10 protein-coding genes are annotated in these 14,497 nt (G+C 74.6%); 7 read left to right on the top strand and 3 right to left on the bottom strand.

Translation table 11 applies throughout. The features are described from left to right. Nucleotides 1-40: 40 nt before the first annotated feature. From AB0K02_RS19860 to AB0K02_RS19840, 5 genes are all read left to right on the top strand, one after another. Nucleotides 41-736 (top strand): GntR family transcriptional regulator, encoded by a 696-nt coding sequence (locus tag AB0K02_RS19860; RefSeq protein WP_365993757.1) that lies wholly within the window; start codon nucleotides 41-43, stop codon nucleotides 734-736. A 150-nt stretch (nucleotides 737-886) separates the two neighbouring features. Beyond that, nucleotides 887-2,182, top strand: coding sequence for an amidohydrolase family protein (locus tag AB0K02_RS19855; protein ID WP_365993756.1), 1,296 nt, complete (start codon nucleotides 887-889; stop codon nucleotides 2,180-2,182). A gap of 211 nt (nucleotides 2,183-2,393) precedes the next feature. After that, nucleotides 2,394-3,746, top strand: a complete 1,353-nt coding sequence (locus tag AB0K02_RS19850; protein WP_365993755.1) for an amidohydrolase family protein — start codon at nucleotides 2,394-2,396, stop codon at nucleotides 3,744-3,746. Nucleotides 3,747-3,893: 147 nt separating this feature from the next. Further along, a complete protein-coding gene (locus AB0K02_RS19845; RefSeq protein WP_365993754.1) occupies nucleotides 3,894-4,745 on the top strand; it encodes a GNAT family N-acetyltransferase in 852 nt (283 codons plus the stop codon). 401 nt (nucleotides 4,746-5,146) lie between these two features. After that, nucleotides 5,147-5,803 carry a pyridoxamine 5'-phosphate oxidase family protein gene (locus AB0K02_RS19840; protein WP_365993753.1) on the top strand — a complete coding sequence of 219 codons (657 nt, stop codon included), beginning with the start codon at nucleotides 5,147-5,149 and terminating at the stop codon, nucleotides 5,801-5,803. Between the two features lie 37 nt (nucleotides 5,804-5,840). Here AB0K02_RS19840 and AB0K02_RS19835 read toward each other — a convergent pair whose 3' ends face one another. Then, nucleotides 5,841-7,895, bottom strand: a complete 2,055-nt coding sequence (locus tag AB0K02_RS19835; RefSeq protein ID WP_365993752.1) for a SpoIIE family protein phosphatase — start codon at nucleotides 7,893-7,895, stop codon at nucleotides 5,841-5,843. 557 nt (nucleotides 7,896-8,452) lie between these two features. Continuing rightward, on the bottom strand, nucleotides 8,453-9,328 hold the full coding sequence (locus AB0K02_RS19830; protein WP_365993751.1) for a protein phosphatase 2C domain-containing protein: 876 nt from the start codon (nucleotides 9,326-9,328) through the stop codon (nucleotides 8,453-8,455). 200 nt (nucleotides 9,329-9,528) lie between these two features. On the opposite strand from AB0K02_RS19830, the gene AB0K02_RS19825 reads away from it, so the two are divergent. Together AB0K02_RS19825 and AB0K02_RS19820 are read left to right on the top strand one after the other, a co-directional pair. Then, complete coding sequence (locus tag AB0K02_RS19825; RefSeq protein WP_365993750.1) at nucleotides 9,529-11,499, top strand: FUSC family protein; 1,971 nt, start codon at nucleotides 9,529-9,531, stop codon at nucleotides 11,497-11,499. A 149-nt stretch (nucleotides 11,500-11,648) separates the two neighbouring features. After that, nucleotides 11,649-13,484 carry a SpoIIE family protein phosphatase gene (locus tag AB0K02_RS19820; protein WP_365993801.1) on the top strand — a complete coding sequence of 612 codons (1,836 nt, stop codon included), beginning with the start codon at nucleotides 11,649-11,651 and terminating at the stop codon, nucleotides 13,482-13,484. 96 nt (nucleotides 13,485-13,580) lie between these two features. Here the strand turns inward: AB0K02_RS19820 and AB0K02_RS19815 are convergent, their stop codons facing one another. Then, nucleotides 13,581-14,390, bottom strand: a complete 810-nt coding sequence (locus tag AB0K02_RS19815; protein WP_365993749.1) for an SDR family oxidoreductase — start codon at nucleotides 14,388-14,390, stop codon at nucleotides 13,581-13,583. Between the last annotated feature and the right edge of the window lie 107 nt (nucleotides 14,391-14,497).

Here is a 14,497-nt window from a genome sequence, read left to right as displayed (position 1 = left end):
ATATCCTCACTCGGGGCATGCCGAGTGGAGGGCCGTAGAGGTGGCGGAGAGCAGGAAGAGCGTTTCGGGCGGCACGGAAGGCGGCTCGCGTCCCTCCGCCTCGCTCAGCGCGCGGGCGCGCGAGGCCGTGCGGCAGCGCATCGTCGACCGGCGTTACCCGCAGGGCGCGCGCCTGGTCGAGCGCGAGGTCGCCGAGGAGCTCAGCATGTCGCGCGTCCCGGTCCGCGAGGCCCTGCGGGCGCTGGTCGCCGAGGGCCTGCTGGAGCTGCTGCCGCACAGCGGGGTGCGGGTTCGCCGCCTGGAACGGGCCGACGTGGAGCACCTGTACGAGGTGTGGGAGCCGCTGGCCATCCAGGCGTCGCGGCTCGCGGCGCGGGCGGCGGCCGGTGACCCCGAGGGGCTCGCCGCCCTGGAGGCGACGCTCCGGCAGGCCGAGCAGGCGGCCGCGGACGACGCCGGGGAACGCGAGGTGGCCGCGCACACGGCGTTCCACGAGGGCGTGGTGACGCTGTCGGGCAACCCCCTGCTGGCCCGCACGATGGATCAGCTGAGCTGGCAGCTCCAACTGCTGTTCGGCATGCGCGAGGAGCCCGCGCACATGCGTGCCCAGCACGCCGACATGTTCCGCCACATCGCGCTGGGCGACGCGGAGGCCGCCGCGGCGAGCACGCTGCTGCATGTGCGCGACAGCAGGACGGTGGCCCTGCGCTCCCTCTTCGGCAACAGCTCCCGTTGAGCTGTTTGTATACCAACGCAGAAATCGCCAGTGCGCAAGTCCCATCCGAACCGCTTCCCGCCTACCTCTTCGACACCGCCCTTGCCGCTCGCGATCAGCTTGGTATACAAACTGGGGAACCCGCCGTACCTACTCCCCCGGGGAACCGCCATGTGTGTCGACGCCGTCCCGCCTCCCTCCAGCCGACTGACCCGCCGCGGGATCCTCGCGGGCGCCGCCGCGCTCGCCGGCACCGTCGCGGTGGCCTCCTCCTCCGCGACCGCGACGGCAGCGGCGGCGGCCGGCCGGAACGGTCCGGCCGGAGGCGGCAGGGCGGCGGGCGGCGACCTCGTGGTCCGCGGCGGCACACTGCTCGACCCGGCGACCGGCGAGGTCACCGAGGACGCGGTCGTCGTCATCAAGGACGGCGTGGTGCTGGCGGCCGGGTCCCGGGCGGCCACGGAGGTGCCCGAGGGCGCGGACGTCCTCGACGCCCACGGCCGGTGGATCCTGCCCGGCCTGATCGACGCGCACATCCACCTGAGCACGGTGGCCGAGGCCCGTGACGCGGTCCGCCTGGGCGTGACCAGCGCGCGCAGCGGCTCGACGAGCTTCTACCAGGACATCGCCGTACGGGAACTGGCCCGCCACACCCCGGTCCAGGCGCCCCGGCTGCGGGCCGCGGGCGTCTTCGTCACACCGCACCTCGGCGACACGGTGCTCGCCGACCCCGACCTCACCCCGCTCGTCCGCCTCCAGGACGGCGTCCGCTCCGCCGAGGCACTGCGCCGGGTCGTCGAGGTGAACCTGGCGCGCGGCGCCGACGTCGTCAAGACACGCGTCAACGAGCGCGCCGGGCTGCCCGACCAGGATCCGCTGACGCAGGTGTACTCGTACGAGCAGCTCTCCGAGGTCGTGGCCGCGGCCCGGCGCGGAGGCAAGGGCGTCCTGTGCCACAGCTACAGCGAGAAGGGCTGCCACGACGCGGTCACGGCCGGCATCCGCTCCCTGGAGCACGGCGTGTTCGTCGGCGAGCGCACCCTGCACGAGATGCGACGCCGGGATACGTACTTCACTCCCACACTCACCGCCATCGCCGGACTGGCCGCGTCGCCGGACCCGGTGCTCGCCGAGCGCGGCCGCACCTTCCTGCCGGTGCTCAAGCGCGCGGTCCTGGCCGCGCACGAGCTGGGTGTGCCGCTGGCGGCGGGCACCGACTCGGCGGGCGGGACCGTCGACCCCGTGGGCCGTGAGGTCGAGTTGATGCGGGAGGCCGGTCTGCCGGCGCTCGACGCGATCCGTACGGCCACGACCGGCGCCGCCCGTCTGCTGGGCCTGGAGCGCACGGCGGGCCGGCTCGCGCGGGGGTTCGCGGGCGACGTGATCGTCGTGGACGGTGACCCGCTGGCGGACGTGTCGGTGCTGAAGAAGCCGGTACGAGTCGTCCGGGCGGGCATCGCGCTCTGAGCCGGTCCGGGCCGTGAACGCCGGGGCGGGCGGGCCGTTGGGTCCCTGCCCGCCTCTGGCCACCGCTCCCGCACGTACCGCCCGCCGGCGCCGCCCGTTCCCCGGCCCTCGGCATCCCCTCGCCCTCTGCCGCCACCACCGACGCCGACACCGGCGTTCCGCCCCACCCTCACCGCCGCGATCCGCCCCCGCCGAAGTCGAAGGAGTCCGCATGACACCGCCCTCGCATTCCGCCAACGGCCTGTCCCGCCGCCGTGTGATCGCCGGCGCCGCCGCCATGGCCGGCACCACCGCGGCGCTGTCCGCCACCGGCTCGCAGGCCCGGGCCCAGGCCGCCTCCGCTCCTGCCCCCGCCCCGCAGCCGCACGGCGGCCGCCCGTCCAGGGCCGTGGTCTTCCGGAACGTACGTCCGTTCGGAGTACGGACCCCCCTGGATCTGACGGTCGTCGACGGCCGGATCTCCGACCGGCCCGCGCCGCCCGGCGCCCAAGTGGTCGACGGCGACGGCCGTACCGCGCTCCCCTCGCTCGTGGACGCGCACATCCATCCCGACAAGACGACCTGGGGCGGCTCCTGGGTGTCGCGCAAGCCGGCGAGCGGCATCGCCGACTACGTCGCCCAGGACGTGGAGTTGTTCCGCAGCCAGAGCCGGCCCGTCGCGGAACGCGCGTACGGCCTGATGGCCCATGCCGTGACCCGGGGCACCCGTGCGATGCGTGCCCACGCGGACGTGGCCCCGGCGTACGACCTGGCCGGCGTCGAAGGCGTGGGCACGGCCCGCGAGCGGCTGCGGCACGCGCTCGACGTCCAGATCGTGGCCTTCCCGCAGCACGGCGTGATCCGCACTCCCGGAACGGCGGAGCTGCTGGAGGAGGCGGCGCGTACCGGAGCCGTCGACCTGATCGGCGGCATCGATCCGATCGGCTTCGACCAGGCGCTCGACGAGCAGCTCGACCTGGTCTTCGGCATCGCGGACCGGCACGGCGTCGGCGTCGACATCCACCTGCACGACCGCGGCGAGAAGGGGCTCACGGCGCTGCGCGGCATCATCGACCGCACGCGGGCGCTGTCCCTGCGGGGCAAGGTGACCGTCAGCCACGTGTTCTGCCTGCCGGGGCTGGACGACCGCGAACTGGCCGCGGTCGCCTCCGACATGGGGGACCTGGGCATTTCGCTGACCACGGTGGCGCCGTCCGACTCTCTGGTCCTCCCCGTCGCGCGGCTGCGGGAGCACGGCGTGGACGTCGGGCTGGGATCCGACGGTGTGCGCGACTCGTGGAGCCCGTTCGGCAACGCGGACATGCTGCACCGTACGCATCTGCTGGGCTGGGTCAGGGACGTACGCCTCGACGAGGAGCTGACGGACTGCTACCGCGTGGCCGCCCACGGCGGCGCGGACGTTCTGGGACTCGCCCACGCGGACTTCGCTCCCGGGGCTCCGGCCGACTTCGTCCTCGTACGCGGCGAGTGCCTGCCGCAGGTGGTGATGGACATGCCGCGGCGGGACATGGTCGTCCACGGCGGACGCGTCGTGGCGCGCGACGGGGAACTGGCCAACGCCTGAACCGGCTCGTGACCCGCAGGGCGTCGCCGCCCGAATGGCTGGTCCTGATCGGTTCCGTGCGACACGGCTGCTAGAAACGCCTCGTCGGACACCGAGGACGAGGCACACGGGCGGCGGCTGCGGTTCTGCTCGGCGGAGGAACGGACCATGGCGGAATTCGAGATCCGGAACGCGAGCGCACTCGACATCGCGCTGATGAGGGAGTGGGCCAATGAGGAGGGCTGGAATCCGGGCGACTCCGATCCCTGGGCGTTCAGCGTCGCCGACCCGCACGGCTTCCTGGTCGGGCGCCTCGACGGTGAGCCGGTGGGGTGCATCTCGGCCGTGCGCTACGGCTCCGGATTCGGCTTCGTCGGCTTCTACATCACCCGCCCCTCGGTGCGCGGACAGGGGTACGGCATCCGGCTCTGGCGCGCCGGGACGGCACGTCTGGCCGAACGGGTCGTCGGGCTCGACGGGGTCGTCGACCAGCAGGACAACTACCGCCGGTCCGGTTTCCGCCACGCCTGGAACAACGTCCGCTTCGAAGGTGTGCCGCCCCGGGGCGACGCGGCGACGCCGGCGGCGGTGGAACTGGTCGACGCCCGTTCCCTTCCCTTCGGCCTGCTCGCCGCGTACGACCGGCGGTTCTTCCCCGAGGCGCGGCACGCGTTCCTGGCGGCCTGGGTCGGTCTGCCCGGTCGCACGGCGGTCGCCGCGCTGCGGGACGGCGCCTTGCAGGGGCTCGGCGTCATCCGCCCCTGCAGCGGCGCCTCGCGCATCGGTCCGCTCTACGCGACTGACGCGGATGTGGCGGCCGCCCTGGTCCACGCGCTCGCGGCCACCGCTCCCGGCACGGCCGTGGCCGTCGACGTCCCCGACCACAACGCGGCGGCCCTGGACCTGATGCCGCAGCTCGGGCTCGCGCCCGGCTTCGAGACGGCCCGCATGTACACCGGCCCGGCCCCCGAGACCGACCGGTCAGGGCTGTTCGGCGTCACCAGCCTCGAACTCGGCTGACCGCCGCGGCCGGGTCGGGCGTGCGGCCTCGGCCGCCGCGGTTCCGCGACCCCGTCACGACGCCGCCCGTCCCGGCACCCGTGGCCGGCGCGCCGCGCGGCCCTCTGTGCCCCCGCCGCCCTCCGTCCCCGCAAGCAGCGCCGCGGGGCGGACCTGTACGGTGCCCGCGGTGCGGTGTTCGACCGGGCCAGTCGTCGGGGAACCGCTGACGACACTCCTGCGCCGCATTCCGCGCACGGCACGATCAGTGGATCTTCACAACTGCGCGACGGCTTCGACGCCTTCCCACAGCCTCGGCCGGGCAGCATAGTGGCCCCATCGCCCGGCCGTGCGCCGGGCGATGGCCCCCATGGCACGCACCGCCAGTTCCACCAGGCCCCAAAGGAAGAGGACGACCCCCCGTGACACCTCACAGCGGCACTTTCGGATCCGCCGGCGAGCGTCTGCTGCAAAACCACCTCGGCAGCGCGGAACGGGCCGCCGGCTTCTACGGACGCCAGGTACAACCTCAGCTCACGCCCCAGATGCGGGACTTCATACGCCAGCAGAACATGGTCTTCATCTCGACGGCCGACGCCGGCGGAGAGTGCGACGCCAGCTTCCGGGCCGGCCCACCGGGTTTCGTCGTCGACCTGGACCAACGCACCCTGACGTACCCCGAGTACCGTGGCAACGGCGTCCTCGCCAGCGCCGGGAACATCACGGAGAACCCGCATATGGGCCTGCTGTTCATCGACTTCACCCACCATCACATCGGGCTCCACGTCAACGGCAGGGCGCTGCTGCGCACCGACGAGGAGCAGCGGCGGACGTATCCGCGGCTCCCTGTCGACACGGCGCCGGGGCGCCGCCCCGACCTGTGGGTGCACCTCGTCGTGGAAGAGGCGTACGTGCACTGCTCGAAGCACATCCCGCACCTGGAACCCGCCCAGCGGCCACGGCTCTCCCCCGACAGCCGTCCCAAGGACGCCGACTACTTCGTCGCCCCGCGCCCGTCCGCTCCGCCGTCCCCGGCACCCGTCCCGGTCCCGGCCCGGCAGTACGGCTACGGACGTTAGGTCCTCTCTCTCAACAGGTGCTCTCCCTCAAGAGGACCTATGCGGTCCGCCGTACGGCGAGCAGGGCGACGTCGTCGATGCGGCCCGGATCGTCCTGGCCGGCGAGGAACTCCGCCAGGGCCGCGAGATCCACGTCGCCGCCGCGAACCGTCGTCCGCAGCCAGCCCCTGATGTCGTCCGCCATGCGGCGCACGCACGTGTCGATGTCGGCGTCCCGGCGCTCGACGAGGCCGTCGGTGAACAGCACCAGGGCCTCGCCCCGGCCGAGGCTTGCCGCCGTCGTCGGGTAGTGGGCCTGCGGGTCCACGCCGAGCGGCGGACCGCCCGCGAGACGGATCTCGTCGACGTCGCCCGGGCGCACACGCATCGGATGGGGGTGTCCGGCCCGGGCGCCGTGCAGCGTGCCGTCGACGGGATCGAGGACGAGGTACGCGCAGGTCGCGAAGCGGTCGGTTTCCAGGTCGCACAGCACGCGGTTGACCCGGGCCAGGATCGTTCCGGGTGCGAGGGCCGCTTCGGCGCAGGTCCGCAGCGCGACGCGCAACTGCCCCATGACGGCGGAGGCATGGGCGTCGTGGCCCTGGACGTCGCCGATGACGAGGGCCGCCGTTCCGTCGCTGAGGGGCAGCACGTCGTACCAGTCCCCGCCGATGTGCATGCCGCGGGTCCCGGGAAGGTAGCGGGACTGCGCGCTGAGCGCGGAGAGCGTGGGCAGGTGGCGCGGGAGCATGGCCTCCTGCAGGTCGGTGGCACGCTGGTGCTCGGCGTCGAACAGCTGCGCGCGCTCCAGGCTCTGGGTGAGGATGACGGCGACCGCCGTGTAGAAGGTGCGTTCTCCCGCGTCGAAGTGGCGGGGCCCGGCGAAGGCGATCAGGCACGCCCCGGTGACGTGGTCGGCCGACCCGAGGGACAGCACCACCCAGGACCTCGGCGGCAGCGGGCCGGCGACGGCGAGGCCGGGGACGTGCGACAGGGAGTGCCGCGTGAGGTCCTCGATGAACAGCGGTTCGTCCTGGGTGGCGGCGAAGGCCATCATCGCGTGGGCCGGTTCGCGCAGGCGCTCCAGGACAGGGCCGACACGGGTCTCGCCCACGATGTCCAGGCGGCCGTCGTCCGCGATGCCGAGGACCAGGTTCTCGGCGCCGAGGGCGGGGCGCGCCAGATCCGTCATGACCTGGGTGACGTCGCGCACCGTGACCGCCTTGGACAGGGCACGGGTGAGCGTGAACAGGAAGGCGTCGCGGGAGGTGTCCGGCGAGACATGGGCGGCGGTCGACGTGGCGGCGCCGCCCGTGGTCTCGTAGACGAACCCGAGCGCCCGGGACGGGCGGCCCGTGTGGTCGACCAGGACGCGGCCGCATTCGGCCAGATGGTGCACGCTGCCGTCGCGGTGGACGACCCGGTAGGACAGGTGGTACCGGTCGGAACCGGCCAGGTCACCGGACTCGGCCGCGGTGACGGCGGCCTCGGTGACCTGGGCGATCGCGGCCTGCAGCACCGGCACGTCCTCGGGATGCAGCAGGGCGAAGAACGTCTCGCCCCTGCCGTCGAACTCGGCCGGGTCGACGCCGTAGACGGCGCACGCGCGTTCGTCCCAGTAGACGTCGTCCGCGGCGAAGTCCCAGGCGAACACGCCCGCCTCCGCCGCGTCCATCGCCGAGGCGAGGAGCCCCGCCTCGGCGCGGGCCCTGAGCGCGAGGGCGCACCCTTCGGCGAGCAGGGCCCAGAGGTCGGGGTCCGACCGGTCGCCGTCCCGGCCGTCGCCGTCGTCCGTGCCGACCGCGAGCGCGCCGAGCACCTGACCGTCCGTCGCCAGGGGAAGCACCGACGTGCGGCCGACCGCGCCGTCGACCGTCCTGGGCCGCCCGGTGTGCACCACCTCGCGCGCGGCCTCTTCGAGTGCCTCGTCACCGGGTACGGGAAACACGTCGAGGACTGCCCCCCGTCCGACGTACAGCCGTGTCTGTCCGACCGGGAGACTCCACAGCCCGTCGCCCGCGGCGGTGAGCGCGTCGACCATGGCCTGTGGTTCACGGCAGCGCATGACACGCAGCACGTGGCGCACGAGCTCTGAGGGATCGGCTCTGCCCATGCCACAACCTTTCCGACGGCAGCCGCATGCCCATTCTGCGCACTGCCCGGACGAGGGGCATGTTCTCGGGCGGCACTCCGCACGGTGGCCGTCATGCCTCCGGCAGGGTCTGCTGGCCCAGATCGTCTTGCCCGTGGCGTTGCAGCGGGTGCCCCAGCATTCGGTGAATCTCGCGGCCAGGAGCAGCCCGCGGCCTCCCTCGACCGACGGAGCCCGACGCGAGCCCGGTTGCCACGGGTGCCGGCGGGAGTCCGGTCGGTGTCAGCCGGCTGGCGCCGTCTTCCGCGCCGCCCGGCAGGCCGCTCGTGCGGATGCCCATGGGGGCCACCACTTCGTCCTGCGCCGCTCGGCCCCGCTGACCTGCGGGCCGTTCGCGGCTCTGGTCCGAGCATGCTCCCGCGTGCCGCGACTCTCAAAACCGACCGGTGGCCCCCCGCGCACGCCTTTGCGCACGGCCGCCGGGCGACGAGCAGTCCCCGGATGTGGCCGCCCAGGTGCTCGGGCTGCCGGGCGGGCGGTGGGTCACGGTGCCCTTCGGTGCGGCATCGGGACCGCGGCTACCGCGCCCGGGGCGGCGTACGCCGGGACATGGTGGTGCGGGCGTCGCCGGCGGGGGGCTCGGGCGCTGGGCCGTGGCGGACGACCAGTGCCGTGATGTTGTCGTGGCCGCCCGCGTCGAGGGCGCGGCGAACCAGGAAGCGCGCGTCGTCCAGGAGTTCGTCGCGGGAATCCGCCGCCCGCGGGCGACCGGCCAGTGCCGCCCGCAGGTCCCCCGCGCCGGGCAGGCAGCGCCACAGGCCGTCGGTGCAGAGCAGGAGGCGGCCCGGTCCTGCGGGCCGGTGGCTGCGGACGTACGGCGAGGGTTCGTCGGCGCCTGCGCCCAACCAGGCGGAGAGCGCCTCGTGTTCGCCCGTGTCGTCCTCGGTCAGCGCCATGCCCGTCCCCTCGTCGGGCAGCCAGTAGGCACGGCTGTCGCCGACGCCGGTGCTCCAGACCCCCTCGGGGCCGACGGCTCCCGCGACGAACGTGCAGGCGGGCGCGGTGTCCGGCGACTCGGTCAGCGCGGTGACGGCGTGAAAGGCCCGGCGGGCGGCGTCCGCGAGCGCGGTCTCCGGCAGGGTGCCCGCCCGGAGCAGCGCGGCCAGCGCTGTCACGCCCGCCTCGGCCGCCACGCGGGCGGCGCGCTCCGCGCGCGGCGACATGGAGACACCGTCGGTGACGGCGGCGACGGTCCAGACGCCCGTCGTCTCCAGCGCCATCGCGTCCGCGTTGACGCCGCGCCGGCTTCCCCGGTCGCTGACCCCTGCCGCGACACCCGCGACCGTGATCTCCACATGGGCGCGGAAGGCAGGCTGCTGTGCGCCGCAGTCCCAGCACCATCCGTCGGGGGCGACCGCTCCGCCGCATCGCACGCAGTGCGTCGTGTCCGTCATCGGACCGCATCGTGTCACGCCCCGGCGCAAGGCGGTCCGGTCTGCCGGTGCACGCGACGGGAGGGCCGCCGCGGCGACGGGTTCACACGGCGGCAACGCGGCCGTAGCCGCCCTGTGCGGTGCCGCGCCTACGCTCGTCGGCGACACGCCGTCGGCCGACGCCGCCCCACGGGCCACTCCCGCACCAACGAACGAGGCCCATGCTGCTCGACACCCCTCCCTGGTTCGCCCATCTCTTCCAGCGGCAGCGACTGCCCATACCCTGGGCCGCCGTCATGCGCGGCGCGATCGCCTGCGGCCCCCTGCTCGCCGCGGGTCTCGCCACGGGACGTGCGCACCTGGCCGTCCCCGCCGCGCTCGGCGCGATGCTGGCGGGGGTCAACGACCGCCCGGGAACGCGGCGCAGGGGCGTGGTACACATCGGTCTGCCCGCGCTGGCGGGGGCGTTCGGGATGCTTCTCGGCTCCGGGCTCGCGCCGCTCGGCGCCGGCTGGTGGGCCGTGGCCGTGGTGTGCGCGGTCGCGCTGGTCTCGGGAGCGGTCAGCGCGGCCGGCCCGGTCAGTTCGGCCGCGGGGATGCAGATGCTGGTCACCGCGGTCGTCGGTCTCGGCATGCCTCTGCCGGGAACGCCGTGGGCCAAGGCCCTGTGCTTCCTCGGCGGCGCGGGCTGGCTGTTGCTGCTGCGTCTCCTCCTGTCGTCGCGCGGGCGCTCGGCCGCCGGGCCGCTGAGCGGCGAGCGCGAGGCGGTGGCGTCCGTGTTCGACGCGCTGGCCGACGCGCTCGCCGACGTGGGGCGACCGGGGGCCGAGGCCGCGCGGCGGCGGCTCACCGCCGCGCTCGACCGTGCCGACGAGGAGGTGCGCCTGCTGCGGCGGCTGCGTGTGGGTCGCCGCCGTGACGAGGCCGCGCTCCTCGAAGGGCTCGCCGCGGCCACCGCGCTGTGCGAGGCCGCCGTGGCCCTGCTGTGGGAGCGCCGGCCGCTGCCCGTACGGATCTGCGAAGGCCCCCGGCGGCTGGCGCGGGCGGTGCGCACGGCGGGCCGGCCGGGCGTCCTGCCCGCGCCCGCCTCGGTCACTCCGGCGTGCGCCGCGTTCCACCAGGCGCTCCTGGACACGGCCGTGGCCGCCGCGGGGGCGGGGCCGACCCCGGGGCGCCCCGCTCGGACGCCGGCACGGACGCGGACGCCGGTAGGGCCTGGGGGCGTGTACCGGCGCCGGGTGCTCGGGCCCGCGGGGCGTGACTACGGACTGCGCGTGGCCCTGTGCGTGACCGCGAGCGCCGCCGTGGCGCTCGCCCTGCGCGCCGATCACTGGTACTGGCTGCCCGCGACCGCCGCGTTCCTGGTCAAGCCCGATCTCGGCCCGCTGTTCTCCCGTACGGTGAACCGTTTCGCCGGGACGGCAGCCGGGGTGGCGGCCTTCGGCGCCGCCTCGTCCCTGTCCGCCGGAGTGTGGTGGCCCGTGGCCACCGCGGCGTTCGCCGGCGCTCTCCTGCCCGTGGCCACCCGGCACTTCGCCTTCCAGACGTCGGTCGTGACCGTGCTGGTCCTGTCGTTCGTGCACGTCGGCGGGGACACCGAGGTCGCCCGGCTGCGGCTGCTCGACACCTCCATCGCCTGCGGCATCGTGCTGCTGGTCGGTCATCTCCCCCGTCTGGGAGATCCCCGCCGGCGCGTACGCCACCGCACCGCCGCGGCGGTGCGCCGCACCGAGCGGTACCTGCGCCATGTACTGGCCACCGTCCCCGGGCAGCCCGCCGGACAGCGTCCCGTGCTGCGCCGCGCCGCGTACACGGCGCTGGCCGAGGCACGCACCGCCGCGGGCACCGCCTCCGCCGAACTCCTGCCGCGCGGGGTCCCCGGCTGCGACTGGCAGCCGCTGCTCACGACCACGGAACGCATCGTGGACGCGACCACGGCGTACGCGGTTCACCTGGCCTACGGATCGCGCCCGCCTGCCGCCGCCGTCCACCGGCTGGCCCGTTGCCTGGCGGCTGCGGCCGACACCCTGGACCAGGCGCGCGATCTGGAGGAGGCCGTCGGGCGGTCGGCACAGGCGCTGGCCGCAGACCTGCGGCACAGCGGTCTGGAGGCGCTGGCACAGGACGGCACGGCCGGTCCGTGCCCGGACACCGGCGGACACCGCGTCGGTGCGCCCGTGCGGGCGCACTGAGGGGGCTGCGTCCGTACGCAGGCGCTGGACATGCACATCCGGGTGCTCCGGTGAAGCATGGAGACGTCAGCCTGCGAGCCGCCCGGCGACGGGCGGCACCGAAAGCGGTGAAGCGTGCATCCACACCCGCCGACGGCACCGGCAGGGCGATGATCAGCCCGGACCGGCTTCCGGCGCCCTCGTTCCTCAAGGCGGTGTTCGACGCCCTGGGCGCGGGGATCTACGTCACGGACGCCGACGGCCGCATCACGGCGGCCAACCCCTGGGCGGAGCGGATCGTGGGGCGCTCCGAGGAGGAGACGGTCGGGCGCGACCTGCACGACCTGCTCCACCGTGACGCCGACGGCAGGCCACTCCCCCGTGACGGGTGCCGGATCCTCGACGTGCTGGCCGACGGGCGGGCGGCCGAGGGCAGCGACGACCACTACCTCCGCGCGGACGGCACGGTGACGCCGATCATCTGGGCGGCGACCGCCCTGATGCGGGAGGACCGGGTGGACGGTGCCGTGATCGTCTTCCACGACTTCACCCTCCACCGGGAGGCGGCCGAACGGACCGCGGCGCATCTGGCCGCGCTGGAGGAGCTGACGAACCGGCTGAGCACCGTGGCGGGCATCTCCAGCGTGCTCATCTCCACGCTGGACATCGACGAGATGCTGCACCGGCTCGTACGGCTGCTCGTGCCCGAGCTCGGCGACTGGGCCGCGGCCGACCTGCTCACCGGCGACGAGAGCCAGGTGGCGCGGCGCCTCGCCGTCCACAGCCGGCACGACCACGAGGGCGCGCGCTCCCTGGAGGGCCCGCTGCCGCCGCTGCCGAAGACATCGGCCGGGGCGCTGTCGCGGGTCCTGCGCCACGCGGAGCACGTCCTCCTCGACGCCGGAGCCCTGAGCGCCGAACCGGACTCCGCCTTCGGGCGCGCCCACCGCGAGCTGTTCCACCGCCTCGGCGGCCACTCGGCCGCCGTCGTGCCGCTGTACTCGCGCCGCAAGGTCTACGGCGCGCTCACCGTCGCCCGGACCGCCGGCTCACCGGCGTACACGGAGGCGGATCTGCTGGTGCTGGCCGACATCGGCCGCAGGGCCGGGCTGGTCATGGACAACGCCCTCCTGTTCGACCAGCAGCGCCATGTCGCCGAGACCATGCAGCGTCAACTGCTCACCCCGCTGCCGCAGATCAACCGCCTGCGGATGGCGGCCCGCTACTGGCCGGCGCAGAGCGCCGCGGAGATCGGCGGCGACTGGTACGACTCGTTCCTCCTCGCCGACGGTGTGACCACGATGGTCATCGGCGACGTCGCCGGGCACGACCTCAAGGCGGCCGCGCACATGGCCGAGGTCCGCAACATGCTGCGCGCCCTGGCCTGGGACCGGCAGGAGCCGCCCAGCCTCATCATGCGCCGACTGGACGAGGCCATGACCCACACCAGTGACGCCCCGATGGCCACGGCGATCTTCGCCCGCATCGAGGGGAGGCCGGGCGGGCCGTGGCGGATGCACTGGGTCAACGCGGGTCATCCGCCGCCTCTGCTGGTGACAGACGACGGCCGGGCCCGGTTCCTCGAGGAGGGCCACGGGCCGCTGCTGGGGATGAGTTCCGCACTGCACCTCGGCCTCGGCTGGCCGGACGCGCGCGTGGAACTCCCGCCGCGATCCACCCTGTTGCTCTACACCGACGGCCTGGTCGAGAGCCGCTCGCGGCCCATCGACGACGGGCTCACGCTGTTGCGGCGGCGGGCCGGCGCGCTCGCGCGCCTCGACGTGGAGGACTTCTGCGACGAGTTGCTCGACCGCATCGAGCCGAGCGGCGACGACGTCGCCCTGCTCGCCCTGCGCCTGCCGGCGGCGGGAGAGGGGGCGGACGACGAGGAGCCGCCGCCGGCGCACCCCGCGCACAGCCCCGCCGCCGGCAACCGGGCGGCGCCGGGATCCCGTGTCGAGCACACGCCGGTGCGGAACGCCTCCGACGAGGTGCGGGAGACCTGACGCCCCGGTGCGGGGCACACGGCCTCATACGGCACGAGCGGCGCCGACGGCCTCGCGCACCGCGGACGCGCCCACTGCCTCGCGCAACGGAGGGGTTCAGGGGCGCCGCCAGTCGTCCTCGCGCAGGTGGGAGCCGGCCATCGGGCCCATGCGCAGCATCCCGCCGTCGACCGACCAGGACGCTCCGGTGACGTAGGACGCGTCCGGGCCGGCCAGGAACGCGATGACCGCCGCCACCTCGCGGGCGTCGCCCGGGCGGCCCAGAGGGATGCCGGGCCGCTCGGCGCGCCGCACGTCCGCGTCCTCCTGACGGGTCATGGGGGTCGCGATCTCGCCGGGGGCCACGGCGTTCACCGTGATGCCGTGCTCGGCGAGTTCGAGCGCCATGACCTGCGTCAGCAGGCCGAGGCCGCCCTTGGCCGCGCAGTAGGGGGCGGCTCCGACGCGCGGCTGGTGCTCGTGGACGGAGGTGACGTTCACGATCCGGCCGCCGTCGCCCTGCGCGATCATCCGGCGTGCGGCGCGCTGAGCGCACAGCAACGGTCCGACGAGGTCGACGTCGACGACCTGGCGCACGGTGTGGAGGTCGAGTTCCAGGAAGGGGGTGGCGGTTCCCGTTCCGGCGTTGTTGACGAGGACGTCCACGCGGCCGAGTTGGTCGGCGAGGTCGTCCACCACCCCGGCGGCGTCGGGCAGTCGGGTCAGATCCATGCGGGCGAGGGCCGCCTTGCGGCCGTGTGCGCGCACCTCGTCCGCGGTCGACTCGCCGCCTTCGCGGTCGGTGTGGAAGGTGATGCCGATGTCCATGCCGGCCGCGGCGAGACGGACGGCGGTGGCACGGCCGATGCCGGAGTCGGCGCCCGTCACGATGGCGACCGGGGCGGGGTGTTCCTGGTGGGTGCTCATGGCGCTCTCCGTCGCTGGGTGCGTGCCGTCGCGGGCACGGGCGGGCCGTCGGTGCGCGGCACAGGCCGGTCAGGCGCGCGACCCGTGGCGCCGCCTGTGCGTGGCAC

The organism is Streptomyces sp. NPDC049597 (genome assembly GCF_040675505.1).
GTDB lineage: Bacteria > Actinomycetota > Actinomycetes > Streptomycetales > Streptomycetaceae > Streptomyces.
Note: the sequence above shows the minus strand (reverse complement) of the source record. Positions and strands in the feature narration are given on the sequence as shown.